The sequence below is a fragment of the Hansschlegelia quercus genome (assembly GCF_004310425.1).
Classification (GTDB): domain Bacteria; phylum Pseudomonadota; class Alphaproteobacteria; order Rhizobiales; family Methylopilaceae; genus Methylopila; species Methylopila quercus.
Genome location: NZ_SIUB01000002.1, coordinates 428,298 through 450,792, shown reverse-complemented (window position 1 = coordinate 450,792; position 22,495 = coordinate 428,298). Strand labels below are relative to the sequence as shown.

20 protein-coding genes are annotated in these 22,495 nt (G+C 68.0%); 11 read left to right on the top strand and 9 right to left on the bottom strand.

Annotated features, from left to right (window positions below; genetic code table 11):
- Window positions 1-74: 74 nt before the first annotated feature.
- From pqqE to pqqA, 5 genes are read right to left on the bottom strand one after another with little or no spacing between them, the layout of a single operon-like run.
- On the bottom strand, window positions 75-1,244 hold the full coding sequence (gene pqqE / locus EYR15_RS06170; RefSeq protein WP_245498191.1) for a pyrroloquinoline quinone biosynthesis protein PqqE: 1,170 nt from the start codon (window positions 1,242-1,244) through the stop codon (window positions 75-77).
- A 31-nt stretch (window positions 1,245-1,275) separates the two neighbouring features.
- Window positions 1,276-1,563, bottom strand: coding sequence for a pyrroloquinoline quinone biosynthesis peptide chaperone PqqD (gene pqqD, locus EYR15_RS06165; RefSeq protein ID WP_131002113.1), 288 nt, complete (start codon window positions 1,561-1,563; stop codon window positions 1,276-1,278).
- A complete protein-coding gene (pqqC, locus tag EYR15_RS06160; RefSeq protein WP_131002111.1) occupies window positions 1,560-2,312 on the bottom strand; it encodes a pyrroloquinoline-quinone synthase PqqC in 753 nt (250 codons plus the stop codon). The genes pqqD and pqqC overlap by 4 nt, the downstream gene beginning before the upstream one ends.
- Before the next feature lie 22 nt (window positions 2,313-2,334).
- Window positions 2,335-3,273, bottom strand: coding sequence for a pyrroloquinoline quinone biosynthesis protein PqqB (gene pqqB, locus EYR15_RS06155; protein ID WP_131002109.1), 939 nt, complete (start codon window positions 3,271-3,273; stop codon window positions 2,335-2,337).
- Between the two features lie 51 nt (window positions 3,274-3,324).
- Entirely contained in the window at window positions 3,325-3,405 is an 81-nt protein-coding gene (gene pqqA, locus EYR15_RS17375; RefSeq protein WP_131002444.1) for a pyrroloquinoline quinone precursor peptide PqqA, read from the bottom strand.
- A 391-nt stretch (window positions 3,406-3,796) separates the two neighbouring features.
- Here pqqA and cysS point away from each other — a divergent pair, with 391 nt between their 5' ends.
- Complete coding sequence (gene cysS / locus EYR15_RS06145) at window positions 3,797-5,158, top strand: cysteine--tRNA ligase (RefSeq protein ID WP_131002107.1); 1,362 nt, start codon at window positions 3,797-3,799, stop codon at window positions 5,156-5,158.
- A complete protein-coding gene (gene cimA / locus EYR15_RS06140; protein ID WP_131002105.1) occupies window positions 5,155-6,753 on the top strand; it encodes a citramalate synthase in 1,599 nt (532 codons plus the stop codon). Before cysS ends, cimA begins: the two co-directional genes overlap by 4 nt.
- A gap of 15 nt (window positions 6,754-6,768) precedes the next feature.
- On the opposite strand, the gene EYR15_RS06135 is transcribed toward cimA, so the two are convergent.
- From EYR15_RS06135 to EYR15_RS06120, 4 genes are read right to left on the bottom strand one after another with little or no spacing between them, the layout of a single operon-like run.
- Complete coding sequence (locus EYR15_RS06135) at window positions 6,769-7,461, bottom strand: DUF599 domain-containing protein (RefSeq protein ID WP_131002103.1); 693 nt, start codon at window positions 7,459-7,461, stop codon at window positions 6,769-6,771.
- Entirely contained in the window at window positions 7,458-7,895 is a 438-nt protein-coding gene (locus EYR15_RS06130) for a DUF1489 family protein (protein WP_131002102.1), read from the bottom strand. Before EYR15_RS06130 ends, EYR15_RS06135 begins: the two co-directional genes overlap by 4 nt.
- A gap of 14 nt (window positions 7,896-7,909) precedes the next feature.
- On the bottom strand, window positions 7,910-8,344 hold the full coding sequence (locus EYR15_RS06125; RefSeq protein ID WP_131002100.1) for a hypothetical protein: 435 nt from the start codon (window positions 8,342-8,344) through the stop codon (window positions 7,910-7,912).
- Window positions 8,345-8,369: 25 nt separating this feature from the next.
- Window positions 8,370-8,807 carry an outer membrane protein assembly factor BamE gene (locus tag EYR15_RS06120; protein ID WP_131002098.1) on the bottom strand — a complete coding sequence of 146 codons (438 nt, stop codon included), beginning with the start codon at window positions 8,805-8,807 and terminating at the stop codon, window positions 8,370-8,372.
- Window positions 8,808-8,970: 163 nt separating this feature from the next.
- On the opposite strand from EYR15_RS06120, the gene EYR15_RS06115 reads away from it, so the two are divergent.
- The 9 genes from EYR15_RS06115 (at window position 8,971) to EYR15_RS06075 (ending at window position 22,399) form a co-directional block, all read left to right on the top strand.
- Complete coding sequence (locus EYR15_RS06115; protein WP_245498174.1) at window positions 8,971-9,513, top strand: ubiquinol-cytochrome C chaperone family protein; 543 nt, start codon at window positions 8,971-8,973, stop codon at window positions 9,511-9,513.
- Window positions 9,510-10,016 carry a YceD family protein gene (locus tag EYR15_RS06110; protein ID WP_131002096.1) on the top strand — a complete coding sequence of 169 codons (507 nt, stop codon included), beginning with the start codon at window positions 9,510-9,512 and terminating at the stop codon, window positions 10,014-10,016. Before EYR15_RS06115 ends, EYR15_RS06110 begins: the two co-directional genes overlap by 4 nt.
- Window positions 10,017-10,133: 117 nt before the next feature.
- A complete protein-coding gene (gene plsX, locus EYR15_RS06105) occupies window positions 10,134-11,198 on the top strand; it encodes a phosphate acyltransferase PlsX (RefSeq protein ID WP_131002094.1) in 1,065 nt (354 codons plus the stop codon).
- Window positions 11,195-12,163 (top strand): beta-ketoacyl-ACP synthase III, encoded by a 969-nt coding sequence (locus EYR15_RS06100; RefSeq protein WP_131002092.1) that lies wholly within the window; start codon window positions 11,195-11,197, stop codon window positions 12,161-12,163. The genes plsX and EYR15_RS06100 overlap by 4 nt, the downstream gene beginning before the upstream one ends.
- Before the next feature lie 136 nt (window positions 12,164-12,299).
- Window positions 12,300-12,632: an integration host factor subunit alpha gene (locus EYR15_RS06095; protein ID WP_131002091.1), complete on the top strand. Its 333-nt coding sequence runs from the start codon at window positions 12,300-12,302 to the stop codon at window positions 12,630-12,632.
- The gene (locus EYR15_RS06090) at window positions 12,629-13,237 is read left to right on the top strand and encodes a MerR family transcriptional regulator (RefSeq protein ID WP_131002089.1); all 609 of its coding nucleotides are present in this window, start codon (window positions 12,629-12,631) and stop codon (window positions 13,235-13,237) included. The genes EYR15_RS06095 and EYR15_RS06090 overlap by 4 nt, the downstream gene beginning before the upstream one ends.
- Before the next feature lie 171 nt (window positions 13,238-13,408).
- Entirely contained in the window at window positions 13,409-15,271 is a 1,863-nt protein-coding gene (locus EYR15_RS06085; protein ID WP_245498173.1) for an autotransporter assembly complex protein TamA, read from the top strand.
- Window positions 15,271-22,059 carry a translocation/assembly module TamB domain-containing protein gene (locus EYR15_RS06080; protein WP_131002085.1) on the top strand — a complete coding sequence of 2,263 codons (6,789 nt, stop codon included), beginning with the start codon at window positions 15,271-15,273 and terminating at the stop codon, window positions 22,057-22,059. Before EYR15_RS06085 ends, EYR15_RS06080 begins: the two co-directional genes overlap by 1 nt.
- Window positions 22,060-22,075: 16 nt before the next feature.
- Window positions 22,076-22,399 (top strand): Hpt domain-containing protein, encoded by a 324-nt coding sequence (locus EYR15_RS06075; protein ID WP_131002084.1) that lies wholly within the window; start codon window positions 22,076-22,078, stop codon window positions 22,397-22,399.
- Window positions 22,400-22,495: the final 96 nt, after the last annotated feature.

The window sequence follows — 22,495 nt, the reverse complement described above, 5'->3', positions numbered from 1 at the left end:
GGCATGCGTGTCGGGGACGCGCCCAACATAAGCGCGCCGCCCGAATACGCCAAGGAAGCGTTGTCCCCGGGGTGTTATTCGGCAGGCGCGCCGTTGCGGGTGATCTGCACGCGAGCATTGCCCGACGTCGCGCCGAAGCGGCGGTAGATGTAGTCCGGCGCGTCGGCGACCGCGTCCTTGATCGCGAGCGCCGTGATCTTGGCGTGGAACGGCGACAGCGAGCAGGCGGGATCGGCCTGCGCGGGATCGCCGGCGATCGCCAGCGCCTGGCAGCGGCAGCCGCCGAAATCGATCTCCTTGCGCGGACAGGAGGTGCAGGGCTCCTTCATCCAGCTCGTGCCGCGATAGGCTTCGAAAGAGGAGGAGTTCGCCCAGATGTCGGGCAAGCTGCGGTCGGTGACGTAGTCGAATTCGAGGTGCTTGATCGTCTCGGCCGCGTGGCACGGCAGCACCTTGCCCTGCGGCGTGACGTTGAGCGACTGGCGGCCCCAGCCGCCGACGCACGGTTTCGGACGCTTGGCGTAGTAGTCCGGCACCACGGCGTCGATGACGAGCTTGCCCTTGAGCTCGTCGCGCAGGCGCTCGACGGTGGCCGCGGCGCGCATGACCTGATCTCGGGTCGGCATCAGCTGGCGGCGGTTTTCAAGCGCCCAGCCGTAATATTGCGAATGCGCGATCTCGACGCGGCGGGCGCCGAATTCGAGCGCCATGTTCACCAGCGCCTCGATATTCTCGACATTGCCGCGGTGGATCACGGCGTTGATCGTCAGCGGCAGGCCAAGCTCCAGCACCCAGCCCGCAAAGATCCGCTTGCGGCTGTGCGCGCCCTTGAGGCCCGCGATCTTGTCGGCGTTCTCGGCCTCGGCGTCCTGGATCGAAAGCTGGACGTGGTCGAGGCCTGCGTTGGCGAGCTCTTCGAGCTTCTCGCGCGCCACGCCGATGCCGGAGGTGATGAGGTTGGTGTAGAGCCCGACCTGCACAGCGTGCGCGGTCAGCTCCACGATATCCTTGCGCGCCGTCGGCTCGCCGCCGGACAAATGGAGGTGCAGCACGCCCATAGCGGCCGCTTCCGAGAACACGCGCTTCCAGGTCTCGGTGTCGAGCTCGCCGGAGCGCTTGTCGAGCTCCACGGGGTTCGAGCAATAGGGGCAGGAGAGCGGGCAGCGGTGCGTCAGCTCGGCCAGCATGCCGAGCGGGGCCGGCGGCGCGACGCGGGCCGCTTCGATCGGGTTCGGGATCGTCATGTCGTTCATGTCGCCCTCCCTCCTCGGAAGGTCAGTCCAGGTCGAGCACCCGCTTGGCCTGGAGATCGGCCAGCATCTTCTTGACGTCGGCCTCGATGGTCTCCCGCGGCGCGGCGTAGGCCGTCGCGAGGTCGTCCACGATCGCGTCCACCGTCCGGACGCCGTCACACCGTTCGAGAACGGCGACCGCGACCGGGTCTGGATGCAGCACGCGCTCGGGAGCGAGCAGCAGCCATTGGTCCCGGACCTCGTCCCGGCGGAGACGCACGCCGCGCGGCAGTTTCGGTACGGCGGCCGAGAGCACTTCGATGTCTGTCATTCCGCCGCCTGACGCTGGCCGCGGTCTGCGGTCTGGAACGCGTCGGGCCAGGGCTTCGCATAGAGATAGGCATGCTCGAGCGCGTCCAACATGGCCCAGAGCATCGAACATTTGAATTCGAGCGCGCCGATCGCCGCGCGCTGCAGCTCGGGCGTCGTCGCGTAACGCTTGACGTAGTCGAGCGCAAAATCGCTGTCGCGCTTGGCCTGAACCGGGCGCTTGTTGAAGTAGGCGAGCGTCTCGGGGGTGATGAAGTCGTAGTTCTCCAGCATCCCGGCGCTGCGGATCTTGATCACCATCGGCGAGAACAGCTCGGTCAGCGACGAGGCGATCGCCTCGAGCAGCGAGCGATCCTTCACGAACGAGACATAAGCGTTGACCGCGAACTTCGTCGCAGGGAGCGCCAGCCGGCCGGACATCACGTCCTCGCGGTCGAGGCCGAGATCGTCGGTCAGCTTCAGCCATTTGGCGATGCCGCCTTCGCCCTCGCGCTCGCCGTCATGGTCGATGATGCGCTGGCGCCATTCGCGGCGGAGCTGCGCGTCGTCCATGCGGGCAAGGATGGCGGCGTCCTTCTGCGGGATGCAGGCCTGGTAGAGATAGCGGTTCAGCGCCCACGCCTCGACCTCGCCGCGCGAGCACGCGCCGGACTGAAGCCGCAGCTGGAACGGGTGCAGGTGATGATAGCGCGTCGCGCCGACGTCCCGCAGGGCGGCTTCGAGCGCGTCAGCGGTCAGCAGTTCGGTCATCGAATCCTCCCGGGCCGTGAGCTCAGGCCGCGGTCGATCCGCGGACCTCGGCATGCCGAGCGCCGGCGACGATCCCGAGGCCGTCTTCCGACACTTCCCAACCCTTCGCCTCGACCGCGCGCCGCTCGGGCGAACCCTCGATCAGGATAGGGTTGGTGTTGTTGATGTGTATGTAGATCTTCCGGCCGATCTTCACACCGTCGAAGGCGCCCATTGACCCGCCTTCGCCCGAAAGCGGCACATGACCCATGCGGCGGCCGGTCTTCACGCCAACGCCTGCGCGCTGCATCTCGTCGTCCTCGAACACCGTGCCGTCGAACAGCAAAACGTCCGCGCCGTCGACCCGCGCGAGGACGTCGTCGTTCACGACCGCGCAGCCAGGAATATAGACGAGGCGCTCGCCGTCCTTGCGGACGTCGACGCCGATCGTGTCGCCCGAGCTGTCGCCGATCTTCAGGTTCTCGGTTTCGAGATAAAGCGGCGCTTTGCCGGGCACGGCGAAGAATTCGATCCGGGCGTCATCGATTGTAATGGTCTGGCCAAGCTCGACGACGCGACGGCTCACCATGTCCGGCGCGAGCACGCCGAAGATCGAGTTGGCGTCCAGAACCTCGGAGATCTGCTTGGTGGCGTAGACCGTCAGCGGCGAGCGCTCGCGGAGCGTGATCAGGCCGTCGATGTGGTCGACGTCCCCATTGGTCAGCACCACGGAGCGGATGGGAGTTTCGCGCAGGCCTGTTGGTTGCAGCCGCGGCGTCGCGAGAATCTGGGAGCGGAGGTCGGGAGACGCGTTGAACAGCGTCCAGCGGCCAGACCCGGTCTCTATCGCGATAGACGACTGGGTGCGACGCTTGACGCGGGAGTCGCCATCCCAAGCGAGAGCGCACACCGGACAACGGCAATTCCATTGCGGAAAGCCGCCGCCGGCGGCGGATCCGAGGACGATCACGCGTAACGACATGGGTTTAGCCCGTAATCACGCAGATCGCCTCTAGATCAAGCACGGTTGAGCTCAGAGCTCAGCCGGGCTGTAGGACGTCACTTCGAGACCAACGGGGGTCTCTTCGACGATCGGAGCGGTCCAAACGGCCATTGTAGCCTCCTAAGGTTCCTCGATAGATTGCTTGAGATGACCCCTAAGGGTTCACCCTTCGCCGGATGATAGATAGCTTCCAGCCCCGGCAGGCGCCAGACTGTCGCACCTTAAATCTTGGTAATGCGGACGCCACTTCTCTCAAGAACTTCTTAGGCTTAGCGCTACTCACCGACCGCATCGCAAGCCGTTGATGGCGCCGTTTCGCCTGATTTCCGAGCGGCTTGACGGGCCTCTTTCGCCTCGCCATTGTCCCGCCGCGATGACCGCCGCCCGACGCGCCGCCGAAATCAACCGGATCGTCATTATCTGCGGATAGCTGAGAGGCTGGCCGCGGCGTTTTTCTTTGCTTGAGAAGAAGAGTGGCGCCCGGCCGAAAGGGAGGACGGGCGTGACTGTGCTCAAGCTTTACAATTCGCTGACCCGCGAGAAGGCGGCGTTCGCGCCGATCGATCCGGCCGCGGTGCGCATGTATGTCTGCGGCCCGACGGTCTACGACCGCGCCCATATCGGCAACGCCCGTCCCGTCATCGTCTTCGACCTGCTGTTCCGGCTGCTCCGGCACGTCTATGGGGCGGGCGCCGTTACCTATGTCCGCAACATCACGGACGTCGATGACAAGATCAACGCGCGGGCGGCGGAGCGCGGAATCACCATCCGCCAGCTCACCGACGAGACTGCGGCCGGCTTTCACCGGGACGTCGCCGATCTCGGCTGCCTCGCGCCCACCGTCGAGCCGCGCGCGACCGAGTTCATCTGCCGCGGCGGCGACGATCTCGACATGGTCAAGCTCGTCGAGCGGCTGATCGCGCGCGGCCACGCCTATGAAGCCGATGGCCACGTGCTGTTCGACGTCGACTCGATGCCGGCCTACGGCAGGCTCGCCCGCCGCTCGCTCGACGAGATGGAGGCCGGCGCCCGTGTCGAGGTCGCGTCCTACAAGAAAGGGCCGATGGACTTCGTGCTATGGAAGCCCTCTAAGGAGGGCGAACCGGCTTGGGATTCGCCTTGGGGACGGGGCCGGCCGGGCTGGCACCTCGAATGCTCCGCGATGTCGGCCGCGCTGCTCGGCGAAGTGTTCGACATCCATGGCGGCGGCATCGACCTGATCTTCCCGCACCACGAGAACGAGATCGCGCAATCCACCTGCTGCTTCGGCACCGAGACGATGGCGAACGTCTGGATGCACAACGGCTTCCTGCAGGTCGAAGGCGAGAAGATGTCGAAATCGCTCAGCAATTTCGTCACGATCCGCGAAGTGCTGGCGGACTGGCCGGGGGACGTCGCGCGGCTCGCGATGTTCTCCGCCCATTATCGCCAGCCGATCAACTGGACGCTGAAGAGCCTCCAGGAGGCCGAACGCACGCTCGGCCAGTGGTTCGACGCCGCTTCTTGGGACGCCGCCGAGCCGCGCCCTGCGCCGGGGGTGGTCGAGGCCCTAGCCGACGACCTCAACACGCCGAAGATGATCGCCGAGCTTCACCGGTTGAGGGGGGAGGGCGGCCGCAAGGCGCTCGCTGGCACGCTCGACTTCCTCGGCTTCCGGCCGGACGTCTATGCCGACTGGCAGACCGCCCGCGCGCCGGAGCCCGGCTTAGCCCGCGAGGAGATCGAGCGTCTGATCGACGCCCGGATCGCCGCGCGCCGGGAGAAGAACTTCGCCGAGGCCGACCGCATCCGCGACGAGCTTCTGGCCGCCGGGATCGTGCTGAAGGACGGCGCCGCCGGCACGAGTTGGGAAGTCGCTAGGTGACGTGCGAGCGCGTCTATCTCTTCGACACCACGCTGCGCGACGGCGCGCAGACGGCGGGCGTGGACTTCACGCTCGCCGACAAGATCGCGGTGGCGAAGCTGCTGGACGGGCTTGGCGTCGACTATGTCGAGGGCGGCTATCCCGGCGCAAACCCGACGGACACAGAATTCTTTGCCGAGAAACGCACGACGCGTGCCGCCTTCACCGCCTTCGGTATGGCGAAGCGCTCCGGCCGCTCGGTCTCCAACGATCCAGGACTTCAAGGCCTGCTGCAGGCGGCCGCCGACGCATGCTGCTTCGTCGCGAAAGCATGGGACTTCCACGTCCGCGAGGCGCTCGGCGTTACGCTCGACGAGAACCTCGCTCAGATCCGCGAGACGGTGGATTCCTCAGTCGCCGCCGGTCGAGAGACCTTGGTCGACTGCGAGCATTTCTTCGACGGCTACAAGGCGAATTCCGATTTCGCGCTAGCCTGCGCGCGGACGGCCTACGAGGCCGGCGCCCGTTGGGTCGTGCTCTGCGACACCAATGGCGGAACCACGCCGGAGGAGATCTCCGAGATCGTCACGGCCGCGAGCGCCGTCGTGCCTGGAACGTGTCTCGGCATCCACGCGCATGACGATATGGGGCTCGCGGTCGCCAATTCGCTCGCGGCTCTCGGCGCGGGCGCGCGCCACATCCAGGGCACGCTGAACGGGCTCGGCGAGCGCTGCGGCAACGCCAATCTCATCACGTTGATTCCGACGCTGAAGCTGAAGCCGGCATATGCCGACCGCTACGAGATCGGCGTCGGCGACGAAGCGCTCGAAGGTCTAGCGTCGCTGTCCCGCTCGTTCGACGAACTCGTGAACCGGACGTCGAACCGCTACGCGCCCTATGTCGGCGCCAACGCCTTCGCGACCAAGGCCGGCATCCACGCCTCCGCGATCGTGAAGAACCCGCGGACCTACGAGCACGTCGACCCGGAGCGCGTCGGCAATCACCGCCGGCTGCTGATCTCGGATCAGGGCGGGCGCTCCAACCTGTTGGCCGAACTCGCCCGTGTCGGCGTCGAGATCGAACGCGACGACCCGCGCCTCGTGGACCTGCTCGAGCTCATCAAGAAACGTGAGGCGCAGGGCTACGCCTATGAGGGCGCCGACGCCTCCTTCGCGCTGCTCGCCCGTCGCACGCTCGGACGCGCGCCGGATTTCTTCTCGGTCGAGAGCTTCCGGGTCATGGTGGAGCGTCGGCACAACGCGCTGGGCGAACTTGTCACGGTTTCCGAGGCGGTGGTGAAGGTCGTGGTGGACGGCGAGCCGCTGATCACGGCGGCGGAGGGCATCGGCCCGGTCAACGCGCTCGACGTCGCGCTTCGCAAGGATCTCGGCCGCTACCAGCCCTTCATCGCCGACCTGAGGCTGACGGATTACAAGGTCCGCATCCTGAACGGCGGCACCGAGGCGATCACCCGCGTGCTGATCGAGTCGATGGACGGCGAGGGTCAGAGCTGGACGACCATCGGCGTGTCGCCGAACATCATCGACGCGTCGTTCGAAGCGCTGATCGACAGCGTGACGTACCGGCTGCTCAAGGCCGACGCGCCGGCGCCGTAACGGAGTCGCCGCCCCCTAGTCCTCGCCAAACCCCGCCGCCCGCATCGGCTCGGAGTTGAACTGGCGGCGATAGAGCACGACGAAGACGATCAGGCTCGCGCCAATCAGCACCATCGGGCTGACGAACCAGCCGAGATAAGCGAGCACGAAGAACAGCGCCCTGAGGCCGCGATTGAAGTGGCGGCCGCCTTCAATGTTCATCCGAGCGGCGCGTTCGACCGCCACCTCCATCTCGCGCGTGTCCCGCATCGCCGGGGGCGGCGAGGCGACGATCAGGATCGAGCAGTAGTTGAACAGCCGGTAGGACCAGACGAACTTGAAGAAGGCGTAGACGAAGATGGCGCAGAAGCCGAGCACCTTGGCCTCGTAGACCTGGGGCGTCGTGGCGATGCCGAGCGGGAGCGCGGCGAAGACGTCGACCGCCTCGCGGCTCGCGCGAAGCGCCGCCAGCCCGCCGCCGACGGCGATCAGCGAGGTCGAGGCGAAGAAGGCCGTCCCGTTCTGCAGCCCCTGCATGGTGATGGAGTCCGGCATGCGAGCGTCCCGCCCCGCCATGCGGGCCATCCACTCGCGTCGTCTGCGCGCCATGACGACGTTGAGGCTCTTATCCGAGCGCTCGGAGAGGAAGTGATGGACGGTCCAGGCTGCGAGAAAGACGCCGACCGCGACGAGATCGAGCGTGGAGAAGATCTGCGCGAACGCGTTCATATCAGTCCGAGCGTGCGGAGCTCGGCGACAAGCGCGGGCGGCAGGCCTGGCGCCGCGCGCTCGTCGACCGCCGTGTCGGCCGGCGCCTCATGGGCCGCAAGATAGCGCCATCCCTGAAATGCGCGGCGAGGGGCAGGGCGCACGGCGACCGTCTCCGGCGACAGCACGATGTCGCAGCGCTCGATCCCGTCCGCGCCCTTCGCCGGTCTGAGGTCGAGGATCGCCTGCCGGATCAGGATCGTCCCCTTGATCACCCAGTAGAGCGAGCCGCCATCGAGCAACTCCGCCGCGCGCTTTGGCGTCATGCGCGTGGTGTGGATCTGCTCCTGCGGCCGTCCGGTGCGGCGGCGCTCGGCCATGCGCTCGTCGATCCAGCTGCGCAGATCCTCGGGAGAATCACAGCCGACGCACAGCTTCTGAAGATGGAGCGTCATAAGGTCCGAGCGCGTTATTCGAAGCCGATCGCCGGTTGCCAGCCCGTGACCGTCATCTTGTTCCGGAGACCGCGGCACGACATGACCGTCACGCCGGAAATGACCGGCACGCGACGCCGGTTCGCTCGGGCGAGCGCGTCGAGCGTCTCCTTGCAGGCGATGATCTTGAGGCCTCCGGCGCCGCGCAGCAGCGGCGGAAGATCCCGCTGCACCAGCGCGACGCCCGGGATCACCGAGATCACGCCGGCGTTCGCAAGGATGACGCGGAACTGACGTCCGCGTCCGCCCTTTACGAAGTCGGAGCCAGCCCGCACCGCCTTCAGCAGAGCGGACGGGTCGTGCCGCTCCAGCCCGACGAACTGGCTATCGCCGGGCGCAGCCGAGGCGGGCGCTCCGGACGCGAGAAGCGCCGCGGCGAGAACGCCGATGAGAGGCCAGCGAGCGGCCATCGCCAATTCCTCCGCAAGCCCAGATTTATTCGTCTTCGGTCGAGAGCAGGCCCTTGAACATGTGCTCGACGAAGTTGGTCTCCTGGCCCGCTGTCGGCGTCGCCTGGTTGAGGAAGTCGAACACGCGGCCGTCCTTCAGCCCGTAATTCGCGATCTTCTCCACGCGGCGCTGCCCGTTAAAATAGATCGCGAGCACGCGCTGGTCGGAAATCTTCGGGTTCATGAAGGCGACCGGGCGGTGGGTCTTCTGCGAGATGTAATAGAAGACGTCGCCCTTCAGGGTCGCGGTGGTCGACGGCGTGCCGAGCACGACCAGCACCTGCTCCTGGCTTGCGCCGACCTGCACCTGCTGCAGCGCGCTCTCGGAAAGCACGTACCCCTTCGACTGCTCTTCCGCGCATGCGGACAGGACGAGGGCGAGCGCGCCTGCGGCGGCGAGCCCGATGACTCGGTTGTTGCTCATTCCTGAAGCTATCTCCCCATACGCCACGCCGGGGCCGCCCAAGCCCCCGGAGAAGGCCTGCCCAGCTTGCTCCTCCGCGGCACTTGGCGTAACCCGCGGCAGGCCGCAGTTCAACAGGCGACAGGCGATACGGCCCGCCACCGCTGCTGCGCGATCTGACGCGATGATCCTCGGACTGCTCAAGATGCGCGCGCCCGTCGCGCCGACGACTGCGGAAGTCATCCACGCCGGTCTCGTGGCGGCGTCGCGACGGCCGGAGCTATACGACGCCCTCGACGCTCCCGACACGCTGCCCGGCCGCTTTGAAGTCCTCGTTCTTCATGTCGCGCTCTATCTACGCCGACTGAAAGGGCGGGGGCCTCGGGCCGAGGCGGTCGCGCAGGAGGTGGTGGACGTGCTGTTCAAGGCGCTCGACGCCCAACTGCGCGAAATTGGGATCGGCGACATGTCCGTCCCCAAGAAGATGAAGACAATGGCGAGCTCTTTCTATGACGGCGCGCAGCAATACGACGCCGCGCTTACAGCCGGGGACCTCGAGGCGATGTCGGCGGCGCTCGCCCGAATCGTCTATCGCGCTGGGCCGGACGAGCGCTCGAAGGCCCTGACGGCGTACGTTTTCGAAGCTGCGGCTGCGCTCGACCTTCAGGACATCGACCGGCTCGTCGCGCGGGGCCCGGTCTTCCCTGCCGTGGGAGCCGCATCATGAGCGACCTGCCGTTGTCCCGCCCGCTCCAGGTTTCTGACGTGCCTGCCGAGGGACTGGAATTCGAGATCCTTCCATCGGAAGAGGAGCGCAAGGCGCTCGCCGCCTTCAATGAAGACGTCATTTCGATCGAAAGCTTCGCCGCGAAGCTTCACGTCACGCCGCTCGGCCGCAACGGCCTGCGCGCCCGCGGACGGCTCGAAGCGGCGACGACTCGGTCCTGCAGCGTGACGCTGGAGCCGTTCAACGAGAATGTCGCCGAGGACATCGACGTCCGCTTCGTTCCGGGGGCGTCGCCCGACGATCTGCGCGACGACGCGCCGGAGCCGCTCGAGGGCGGCGAAGTGGACCTCGGCGTGATCGTCGGCGAGTTCTTCACGCTCGGGCTCGATCCCTATCCGCGCAAGCCCGGCGTGGTCTTTGACCCGCCCTCGGACGAGGCGCCTGAATCGCCTTTCGCAGTTCTGAAGGCGCTGGCCAAGGACGGTTCCCAGCGTGACTCATGAGATAAAGCTCAGGGTTGCCTCCGGCCCGACGATCGCTATGGTCCGCGCGCGCCGAAACCGCTTGTTTCTTCAGCTCCATTGCCGAACGGGCGCGCTGAGCTTCGGACCCCAGGACGAATGACAGACAAGGTTCGCATCGCGCTCGACGCCATGGGGGGCGACTTCGGCCCCGAGATCGTGGCGCCGGGAGCGGCCATCGCGCTGTCGCGCAAGCCCGACATGCGGTTTCTGTTCGTCGGCGACGAGGCGCGCGTCCGGCCGCTCGTCGATGCCGATCCCAAGCTCAAGGCCGCCTCGGAGATCCTGCACACCGACGTCGCGGTGCGAATGGACGACAAACCAAGCGTCGCGCTTCGCCAGGGCCGGCGCCGATCGTCCATGTGGCTCGCGCTTGAGGCCGTGAAGGCGCGCGAGGCTGACGTCGCCGTCTCCGCCGGCAACACCGGCGCGCTGATGGCGATGTCGCGTCTCTGCCTGAAGATGCTGCCGGACATCGAGCGTCCGGCGATCGCGGCGATTTGGCCGACGCTGCGTGGCGAGAGCATCGTGCTCGACGTCGGCGCGACGATCGGCGCGGACGCAAACCAGCTCGTGAGCTTCGCCGTCATGGGCTCCGCCATGGCGCGCATCCTGTTCGACATCGATCGGCCGACGGTCGGGCTGCTCAATATCGGCGTCGAGGAGATCAAGGGCGTCGAGGAGGTGAAAGCTGCGGCCGCCATCCTGCGGGAAGGCGGCTTTACGGCGCTCGACTTCCAGGGTTTCGTCGAGGGCAACGACATCGGCAAGGGCACGGTCGACGTCGTCGTGACCGAAGGCTTCTCCGGCAACATCGCGCTGAAGACGGCGGAAGGCACCGCTCGTCAGATCGCGGAATATCTGCGCGACGCGCTGTCGCGCACGCTGATGTCCAAGATCGGCTATCTGCTCGCGCGCCACGCCTTCGACACGCTTCGCGACAAGATGGACCCGCGCAAGGTGAATGGCGGCGTGTTCCTCGGCCTCGACGGCGTGGTCATCAAGAGCCACGGCGGCACGGACGCGGAAGGCTTCGCCGCCGCCGTCGAGCTCGGCTACGACATGGCGCGCTACGATCTGACCAAGAAGATCCATGAAGGACTGGCGTCGACAGGCGCGGCGGCGACGCCGGGCGAGACGGCGCTCGCAGAGGCTGTTTCGTGACACAAATTCGTTCCGTGGTGCGGGGGTGCGGCTCGTATCTTCCCTCGCGCGTCCTCACCAATGAAGAGCTCGCGCAGAGCGTCGACACGTCCGACGAATGGATCGTCCAGCGCACCGGCATCCGGCAGCGCCACATCGCCGACAAAGGCGAGATGACGTCCGATCTCGCGATCGGCGCCGCGCGCGAAGCGCTCGCTGAGGCCGGCCTCGATGGCGGCGACATCGACCTCATCGTGCTCGGGACTTCGACGCCGGACCAGACGTTCCCCGCGACGGCCGCGACCGTTCAGGCCGCGCTCGGCATGACGAACGGCTTCGCCTTCGACGTGCAGGCGGTCTGCTCGGGCTTCGTCTACGCGCTGTCGATCGCCGACAAGTTCCTGGTTTCTGGCCAGCACAAGCGGGCTCTGGTGATCGGCGCGGAGACCTTCTCGCGCATCCTCGACTGGAAAGACCGCACCACTTGCGTCCTGTTCGGAGACGGCGCCGGCGCGGTGGTGCTCGAAGCTTCCGAGGAGGACGACGGTCGCGGCGTCCTCACCACCCATCTGCGCTCCGACGGGCGGCATCGCGCCAAGCTCTACGTCGACGGCGGCCCATCCTCCACGGGAACGACGGGCCATGTGAAGATGGAAGGCCGCGAGGTCTTCCGGCACGCAGTCGGCATGATCACCGACGTCATCGAGGACGCGTTCAGGGCGACCGGCGAGAGCGCCGAGACGATCGACTGGTTCGTGCCGCACCAGGCGAACCGACGGATCATCGACGCCAGCGCGCAGAAGCTCGGAATCGCTCCAGAGAAGGTGGTCGTGACCGTCGACCGCCACGGCAACACGTCGGCCGCCTCGATCCCGCTCGCGCTCGCCGCGGCGCGCAAGGACGGTCGAATCGCAAAGGGCGATCTCGTCCTGCTCGAGGCCATGGGCGGCGGCTTCACCTGGGGCTCGGCGCTGGTCCGCTGGTAAGCGGCGACCGTCCGCACTCTCCCAATACTATCAGATCGTTGACCGCCGCGCGGAGCGCACATAGCCTCTTCCGCCGGACGGACAGAGACGCGGAATCCATCCGCGCGATCCGCCCGGGAAGCAGGGGGAGGCTGATATGGCCGGGCGGACGGTGACGCGCGCGGATTTATGCGAGGCGGTCTACCAGAAAGTGGGACTTTCGCGCACCGAGTCGGCGGCGCTGGTGGAGATGGTTCTTGCAGAGATCGGAGACTGCCTGGAGCGGGGCGAGACGGTGAAGCTCTCGTCGTTCGGCTCCTTCGTAGTGCGGGACAAGGGCCAGCGCGTAGGCCGCAACCCCAAGAGCGGCCAGGAAGTGCCGATCCCGCCGCGACGGGTGATGGTGTTCAAGCCCTCGAACATCCTCAAGAGCCGCATCAACGGCGAGGAAGAGGAAACCACGCCGGCCAAGAGGAAAGCCAGCGCTTGAGCGACGAAGACGGCGACCTCGAACGCGAGGGCAAAGGCCCGGACGCATTTCGCACGATCAGCGAAGTCGCCGAAGACCTCGGCTTGCCGCAGCACGTCCTGCGGTTCTGGGAGACGCGTTTCCCACAGATCAAGCCGATCAAGCGCGGCGGCGGGCGGCGGTACTACCGTCCGAATGACGTTGAGCTGCTCCGCGGCGTCAAGCAGTTGCTCTATGGGGAAGGCTACACGATCCGCGGCGTCCAGCGGATTCTCCGGGAGCAGGGCGGCCGCAAGGCTGCCGCCGCCGCAGGGCTGACGGCTGCGGCCGAACGCGCCCTCGCTGCGGAGCCGTCGATCGAGCGGCCTCAGGAGCCGCGGATGCGCGGCCTGATGGACGACAGCGTGGGTCCCGATTTCTGGGCGCCGGCGGGGCGCGGCATGCCGCAGGAGCCCGAGACGCCGCGCAGGGCGGAAACGCCCCCCGAAGATTTGCGGGACGATCGCGTGATCGCAACGCCCGCCCCTGTCGTACATGCCGGGCTGAGCGACGCGCAGCGCGCAGGTCTGATTGGCGCGCTGGACGATCTTCTTGAATGCCGTCGCTTGCTCGCCGGTCGGAATTGAATCCGGGCGAAGAGGTCGTTTTATCTTTCGATGTCCAGAACCGATCGTTATGACGGTATTGGGGTGTCGATGCGGGGACGGTGTGTGGGCGTAGCGCGGGGTTGGCTTGACGGCGTCTGGCCGTCGCGTCTGGTTGCGGGTTGTGTCGCCTGCCTAATCAGCACGGCGGCATTGGCGCAGTCGCCGTTACCCGCGCCGCCCGCCGCTGCGGCGGTTCCCGGCGTTTCCTATGTCACCACCTTCACGATCGACGGCGGCGACGCCGAAGTAGAAAAGATCGCGAACGAAACCTCCACGCTGAAGGCGCTGGAGAAGGACGCGCCGCCTGGCCCTCCTGGCCTCGTCGGGCGCGCCAAGGCCGACATCGAGCGCATCGCCGCGGCTCTCACCGCCACCGGACGCTACGGCGCGGTCGTCGACGTGACGGCCGCCGGAGCGCCGGTCTCGTCGGAACGCGCCGCGGACGCGGTGCAGCGCTCGTCGAAACCCGTGCCCGTCGTGGTCCACGTCCAGCCGGGACCCGTCTTCACCTTCGGGAACGTCCGCATCCAGAGCCTCGATTCGGGCGCGGGACAGGCGACGGCGATCGATCCGAAGAAGGTCGGCCTGAGCCCCGGCGCGCCCGCCCCGTCGGCGGTCGTGTTCGCCGCAGAATCGCGGATCGTCGATCAGCTTCGCAACGACGGATATCCGTTCGCGGCGGTGAAGGGCCGCGACGCTGTCGCCGACCACCAGCGCAAGCAGCTCGACCTGACGATCCGCGTCGCCGCGGGCCCGCGCGCGCCGCTCGGTCAGGTCACGATCACCGGCACGAAGGAGGTCGACCCTCGCGTCGTTCTCGGCCGCGTGCCGTTCAAGCCGGGCGAACGCTATAGCCCAAAGAAGGTGGCGGAACTACGCGACGAGGTCGGGAAGCTCGACGTGTTCTCCTCGGTGCGCATCCGCGAGGGAACCGCGCCCGACGCCAATGGCCAGGTGCCGATCGCGATCGAAGTCGAGGAGAAGAAGTTCCGGTATGTCGGCGCGGCGGCAAAATACGACTCGATCGACGGCGCCAGCGTCTCGACCTATTGGGGCCACCGCAATCTTTGGGGCGGGGCGGAGAAGCTTCGTCTCGAGGTCGGCGCCGGACGGCTGATCACCAACAAGCCGGCCGACTACGAGTATACCGCCAAGGCGCATTTCGAGAAGCCGGGCGTCTGGACCGGGTTCGACGACCTGTTGGTCGACGTCGAGGCGCTGCGCGAGCGTCCGGACGCTTATGAGCGCGACGGCGTGCGCGCCGCAGCCGCCATCCGCCGGCGGCTGACGAGCGCGTTCTCGGCGCAGATCGGCATCGAAGCCGAGGGCTCTACGATCCGCGACACCTTCGGCGAAAAGAACTTCGTGCTGCTCGGCATCCCGGTCGGCGTCACCTTCGACAACACCGACAGCAAGCTCGATCCGTCGACCGGCTTCCGCGCCATCGTGACGGCTGCGCCGTACTACAATTTCCAGGGCGAATCGAAGTCGCTGAACATCCTGAAGGGTCAGGTGTCGACCTACTACGCGCTCGACGAGGACAAGCGCTACATCCTCGCCGGCAAGATCGGCTTCGGCTCGATGGTCGGCCCCAAATCGCTCGAGGACGTGCCGGCGAACCGCCGCTTCTTCGCGGGCGGCGGCGGCTCGATCCGCGGCTTCGCCTATCAGAGCGCGAGCCCGTTCTGCACGCCGATCAATCCGAAGCCGAAGAAGGCGCTGGAGTGTGACGAAGACCAGCCGATCGGCGGCCGCAGCCTGCTCGAGACCTCGATCGAGGCGCGCATCAAGGTGACGGACACGATCGGCGTCGTGCCCTTCGTCGACGCCGGCGCAGCGTTCGACAAATCGATTCCCAGCTTCAAGGAAGACATCCGCGTCGGCGCCGGCATCGGCCTGCGCTACTATACGGCGATCGGGCCGATCCGAGCCGACGTCGCGACGCCAATCGTCGGCAAGAGCAAGAACGACTCCCGCGTCGCCTTCTACATCAGCATCGGGCAGTCGTTCTGATGGCCATATTCAAGCGCGTCCTCATCGTTCTTGGGATCCTGCTGCTGATCCCTGTGCTCGTGCTGGGCGCGGCGCTGTTCTACCTGTCGACTGCTCAGGGCCTGTCGACGATCGCGAGCCTGACGTCGAAATACGCAAGCTCCGACGACACCAAGATCGCGATCGGCGGCATCGAAGGCTCGTTCCCCTACGACCTGACGCTGAAGGACGTGAAGCTTTCCGACCGGCAGGGCGAGTGGCTGACAGTCGACCGCGCGCGCCTGCTCTGGTCCCCGCTTCAGCTCTATTCCCGCAAGCTCGTCGTGAACCTCGTCGACGTCGGCGAGGTGAAGGTCGCGCGCCAGCCGGTCTACGAGGCGCAAACCGAAAACCTGCCGCCGCCGGACCCGAACGCGCCGCTGTTCCCCGAACTGCCGATCGAGATACACCTCGAGAAGTTCAACCTCGCCGGGCTTGATCTCGCGCAGCCCGTGATCGGGACGCCCGCCAAGCTGACGGCGAACGCGGCCGCCACCCTGCGCAAGGCCTCCGACGGCGTCTCCGCGGAGTTCGAGCTCAAGCGGATCGACGCAATCCCCGGCCGGATCGGAGGCAAGGGCCGGTTCATCCCCGCGACCAATGGGGTCGAGCTGTCTCTGCGCGGCAGCGAACCGGCCGGCGGCCTCGTCGCGCGCATGGCCAACATCCCCGGCCTTCCTCCGATCGACATCGGCCTCGACGCCGCCGGCACGCTCGACGCGCTTCGTGCGCAGCTCGCCGTCGTCGCAGGAACCCAAGGACGCATGGACGGCGCGGCCGACGTGACCCGCGAGGGCAGGGCGCGGCGCGTGACGCTCGGGATCAATGGCGACGTCGGGCGGCTGGTTGATCCTTCGATCACGCCGCTGGTCGACGGCATGACGAAGATTTCGGCCGAGGCGCTCGTTCCCGACGAGGGGCCGATTGACCTCACCGACGTCACGATCGAGGCGCCGTCCGTCCGCCTCGGCGCGCGCGGCAAAGTCGACACGGCGGCCGAGACGGTCGACCTCTCCTTCGACGTGAAGGCGGGCGATCCCGCGCGCTTCGCGGCGGTGCTTCCTCCCGGTCTGCGCTGGGCCTCGCTCGGCGTGCTCGGGACGGCCAAGGGACCGCTCGATCATCCCGTCATCACGGCGACCGCCGACGGCGGCGGCCTCGCCGCGGAGCAGGGTCAGGCCGAGACTGCGCGCATCAAGCTCACCGCGACGCCGAACGGCGCCCTTTCGGATGACAACACCCGCGTCGCCTTCGTGATCGACGCCGACGCGGACGGCGTGAAGTTCGCCGACGACCGCATGTTTGCGCTCGGCCGCGCCCTCAACATATCGGCCGCCGGCGTGACCAACCTCAAGGGCGAGGCCACGATCGAGCGCTCCGACGTGCGTCTCGCCGACGTCGCGGCGTCCTATGCCGGCGACGTGTCGCCCACAGCCGCGAAGGGCCACGCGACCCTCAAGGCCGGCGATCTCGCCACCGTCGCGCCGTTGACCGGCATGGCGCTCGGCGGCGCCGTCGATCTCTCCTCGGACTTCGACCTCGCCTACGACCTCTCGCGGCTGTCGGCGAGCCTCAACGGCTCGGCGAGCCAGCTGAAGACCGGCGTCGCGCAGGTCGACGGGCTGACCGGCGGCTCGCTCACGATCAAGGGCGGCGTGACCCGAGGCGATGACGGCGCCTTCACGATTTCCGGCCTCGACGCGCGCGGCGACCATGTGGTCGTCACCGCCGACGGTTCGGTGACCCGCGAGCGGGCGAACGTCGTTGCGAAGGCGGACGTCGACGACGTCTCACGCCTCGATTCCCGCGCATCGGGTCAGGCGCACGTCGACGCAGCGCTGACCGGCCGGCTTGACGATCTCGGCGTGAAGTCGACGCTGTCGATCCCCTCGGGCGAAGTCATGGGCCGCGCGCTCAAGGACCTGAAGCTCGACCTCGACGCGACCGACGTCACGGGCTCGCTCGGCGCGGCCTTCGGGCTCGGCGGCTCGCTCGACGGCAAGCCCCTGCGTGGGACCGGGCGGCTGGTCACTGAAGACGATGGCGCGCGTCGCCTCGAAGGTCTCGACCTGGCGATCGCCTCGACGACGGCGCGCGGCGACCTGTCGGTCACGCCGAAGGGCCTCGCGACCGGGCGCATCACGCTGGATTCACCCGATCTCGCCGAAGTCGGCGCGCTCGCGCTGACCGAGCTCGCGGGGCGGCTCAACGCTGACGTCGCGCTGTCGACGGAGAACGGCGTGCAACGCGTCGTGATCGGCGCGAAGGGCGCGGATATCGCAGCCTCCGGAGCGCGGATCGGCGCTTTCGACGTAGCGGCGACCGTGGTTGATCCCACGGGCAAAGTGACGATCGACGGCACGGTCAACGGCTCGTCGATCGCAGCCGGCGGGCAGGCGGTCGACACGGTGTCCCTCATCGCTCGCGGCGCGCCGGACGGCATGGACGTCTCGCTGAACGCAGGCGCCAAAGGCTCCTCCGTCGCCGCCGACGGGCGAGTGGTCTATGCCCCTGCCGAGACGCGCATCGACCTCTCGCGGCTCGATCTCACCGGCGGCGGCAAGTCCGCCCGGCTGACCGGCCCTGCGAAGGTCAGGGTGATCGGCTCCGACATCGCGATCGACGCGTTCGCGCTTCGGGCGATCGATGGCGGCCTGCTGAGCGTGAAGGGCAAGGCGGGCCAGCAGCTCGATCTCGACGTGGCGCTGCGCGAACTGCCGCTTGCGCTCGGCAACGCCTTTTCACCGGAGCTCGGCCTCGGCGGCTTCGTCGAGGGCGACGCCAAAGTCACCGGACTCGCGTCCGCGCCTCAGGCGGTGTTCGACATTCGCGGCTCAGACCTTTCCATCGCGCAGCTCCGCGACGCCAAGATCCCGCCGCTGGCGCTCGCGACCAAGGGCCGGCTCGAAGGCGATCGCGTCACGACCGACACGACTGTCACCGGGGCCGGCGGCCTCAGTATCGTGGCTAACGGCTCGGCGCCGCTCGGGAACGGCGATCTCGACATGACGGTGGCGCTGCGCAGCGTGCCGCTCGCGCTCGCCAACGCTTTCGTGCCCGACCTCGCGCTCGGTGGAGCGCTCCAGGGAGACGCCCGCATCGCCGGCCCGGTCTCCGGACCGAAGGGAACCTACGATCTCCGTATCGCGAACCTGACGAGCGCCAGGGCGCAGGGCGTTCCGGCCCTGGTCGTCGCCGCCAAGGGCGCGCTCGAGGGCGATCGCGTTACGACTGACGCCACCATCACCGGAGGCGGTGGAGTCAGCCTCGTCGCGAAGGGCTCGGCCCCGCTCGGCCGGGGCGACGTCGATATGACGGTTACGATCCGCGAGTTCCCGCTCGCGCTCGCCAATGCCGTCCAGGCCGATCTTGGCCTGCAGGGCGCGCTCCGCGGCGACGTGCGCGTGCGCGGGCCGATCGACGCGCCGGTCGGGAACTACGATCTCCGGATCACCGAACTGCAAGCGTCCGCCGCCGCTGGCCTGCCGCCGCTCGCGGTCATGACAAGGGGCGGGCTCGAAGGTCGCCGCGCGACGACCGAGACGACGATGACAGGCGGCGGCATCGATCTCGCGGCCAACGGCTCGGCGCCGCTCGGCGACGGGCCGATCGACCTCACGGTCAACCTCCGCACGCTGCCTCTGAAATACGCGAACGCCTTCGCGCCGGGCGTCGAGATCGAAGGCGGCATGCGCGGCGTCGCCCGCATCGGCGGCACGGCCAAGGCGCCAGCCGTCGATTACGACGTCACGGTCGTCGACCTTACATCCGGTCGCGCCAAAGGCGTCGCGCCGGTACAGGTCACGGCGAAGGGCGCGACGGATCTGAAGCGCGTGACGACCGACGCGGCCATCACAGGCGGCGGCGGGATCGAAGCGACCGCCAAGGGCTCGGCGCCGATCGGGCAGGGCGACCTCGATCTGGCCGTCGCGATCGGGAAGCTGCCGCTCGCGCTCGCCAACGCCTTTGTCCCCGACCTCGGCCTCGACGGCACGCTGCGCGGCGACGTGAAGCTCGCGGGCCCCGTAGCGCGGCCGGTCGGAACCTACGACGTCGCGATCGACGGTCTCGTGGCGGCCCAGGCCAAGAGCGTGCCGCCCCTGGCCGTCGTCGCCAAGGGCGCGCTTCAGGGCGACCGCGTCACCACCGATACGACGATCAACGGGCAGGGCGGGATCAACGTTTCCGCGAAAGGCTCGGCGCCGCTCGGAAAAGGCGACCTCGATATGGCCGTCGCGATCCGCGAGCTGCCGCTGGCGCTTGCGAACGGCTTCCGGCCTGATCTTGGTCTGAGCGGCAAGCTGCAGGGCGACGCCACCGTCGCCGGCCCGATCGACGCGCCGCGCGGCTCCTACGATTTGCGCATCTCCGACCTGCTGTCGGCAGCCGCCAAGGGCGTGCCCGCGCTACAGGTGACGACAAAGGGGGAGCTCCAGGGCGAGCGCGTAACCACCGACACCACGATTGCCGGCGGCGGCGGCATTCAGGCGACCGCCAAAGGCTCGGCGCCGCTGGGGCAGGGCGATCTCGATATGGCGGTGGCCATCGAGCGGCTGCCGCTCGCGCTCGCCAACGCCTTCCAGCCTGCGCTTGGACTCGGCGGCGAGCTCAAGGGGAGGGCGAACGTCGCCGGCCCGCTCAACGCGCCGCGCGGCGACTACGACCTGACGGTCACCGGCCTCACCGCCGCACAGGCCAAAGGCCTCGCGCCACTGCAGATCACCACCAAGGGCGCGCTGGAAGGTCAGCGCGTGACCACCGACACCGCGATCACCGGCGCCGGCGTGCGGGCGACCGCCAAGGGCGCGATCCCGCTCGGGGACGGCGACCTTGCCGTCGACATCGACGTGCCGGAGCTGCCGCTGTCGATCGCCAACGCCGTAATGCCGAGCCTCGGACTCGCTGGCCGGCTTGTAGGCGGCGCCAAGGTCGGTGGACCGATCAAGGCCCCGACCGGCTCGTACGACTTCCGCGTCACCGGCCTGACGAGCGCGCAGGCCCGAGGCGTTCCTCCGCTCGAGATCGTCACCAAGGGAACGCTCGCCGACGGGCGCGCGACCACCGACACCGCCGTCACCGGCGGGGGCGGCTTGCGTGTCACCGCCAACGGTTCGGCGCCGCTCGGCTCGACCGGCAATCTCGACGTAACGGTTGCGATCCGCGCCGTGCCGCTCTCGCTCGCGAACGCTTTTTCTCCCGGGCTTGGCGCAAACGGCACGCTGACGGGCGACGCCAAGGTCGGCGGGCCGGTTTCGGCCCCGACCGGGACCTACTCTCTCAAGGTCTCGGGGCTCTCAACAGCGGCGACCCGCAGCGCCGGCGTGCCTGTCGCCCAGATCGACTCGAAGGGCGCGCTTCAGGGCAAGCGGGTCACAACCGACACCACCGTGACCGCCGCCCGGGGGTTGAGCGTGACAGCGCGCGGCTCCGCCCCGCTCGGCGCGGGCGACCTCGATCTCGCTGTCGCGGGCAAGGCGCCGCTCGCCTTCCTCAACGACACGCTGTCCGTCTCGGGCGACCGTATCGACGGGCAGGCGAGCTTCGACGTAAGGGTCGGCGGTCCGACTTCCGCGCCGCGGATCAACGGCGCCGGATCGCTCGCAAACGGGTCGTACTTCAACCGCGCCGCCGGCCTTCAGCTGAAGGGCATGACAGCTTCGATCGCGGCGAATGGCACGAACATCGAGGTCCGGTCGCTCAAGGCCACCACGCGCAACGGCGGGTCGATCTCAGGCTCCGGCCGCGTCGCCGTGAACCCGGATGCCGGCTTCCCAGGCGAGATCCGCTTCAACGCCAGCAATGCCGAAGTTGTCGGCACCGACATCGTGACGGCCATCACCGACGCCGATCTCAGGCTCCAGGGGCCGCTCGCGCGCCGACCTGTCGTCACCGGCACGATCCGGACGAGATCGGTCGAGATCCAGATCCCCGACAAGATCCCGGCCCGCTATACGCCTCTGCCGGACGTCCGGCATCAAGGCGCGCCGAAGGCGGTCCTGAAGCAGTATGGCTCGGTCAACGCGGGCAAGAAGACTGCGAAGACCCAAGACGCCTTCGTCGCCACGCTCGACATCACGGTGCAGGCGAACGATCGCATCTTCATCCGCGGACTTGGCATGAACGCGGAGGCGGGCGCCCAGATCAAAATCACCGGCACCTCCGCCGCCCCTGTTCCCGTCGGCGCGTTCCAGCTTCGTGAGGGCCGCAGCAACATCTCTGTGCTGGGCCACAGGCTGGAGTTCACGCGCGGGGCAGTGGCGTTCGCAGGCGACCTCGACCCGACACTGGACTTCGTCGCGGAGACGCAGGCCAAGGACGTGACCGCGCAGGTGCTGATCACCGGCACGGCGTCCGCGCCGCAGATTACGTTCGGCTCGAACCCGACGCTGCCGACCGACGAAGTCCTGGCTCGCCTGTTGTTCAACAAGGCGTCGGGCGAGCTGACGCCCGGTCAGGCGATCTCGCTTGCTCAGGCCGTCGCACAGTACAGCGGCGTCGGCGGAGGCGGGGGCGGGCCGCTCGAAGGCTTGCGCAAGGGGCTCGGCGTGGACAGCCTGGACATCGCATCCGGCGGCGGCGACGGCCTCTTCGGGCTCGGCATCGGACGCTACATCTCCGACAACATCTATCTCGGCTTCTCGACCGGCACGACGCCGGAGGACACCGGCGTGACGCTCGACGTCAATCTCACGGACCACATCAAGGCGCGCGGCCAGGCGGGCGCCGCCGGCAACGCCTCAGCGGGCGTCGCCGCGGAGTGGGACTACTGAGAGGACGCGCGGAGCCATGACCGACCGGAAAGAAGAGCTCGCGCAACGCATTGCGGTCGTCAGGCAGCGTTTCGTCGACAGCCTGCCGAGTAAGGCCCAGGAGATGGCGGCGCTCGCGCAGCGCGCGGTGGCGGCGGACGGCGAGCCTGCACGTCACGCGCTTCGGCTGAAGCTCCACAACATTGCGGGCTCTGCGCCAACCATCGGCCTCGCGATGCTCGGCCAACGCGCGAGCGAGCTGGAAGCCGAGGTCATGGCCCCGCCTCAAGGGCCCCTCGCCCCCGACAGGGCTGCGAAGCTGTCCGCCGCGCTCGGCGCGCTGCCGGGATCAGCCGCGTAAATCGGCGAAGCCGCCGAATCATTCAGCTTGCGGTTGCCGAGAAGTACGTGAAAATCAACCCTGTCGGCGGAGGGGCGCCGGCCGCGGGGGCGTGCT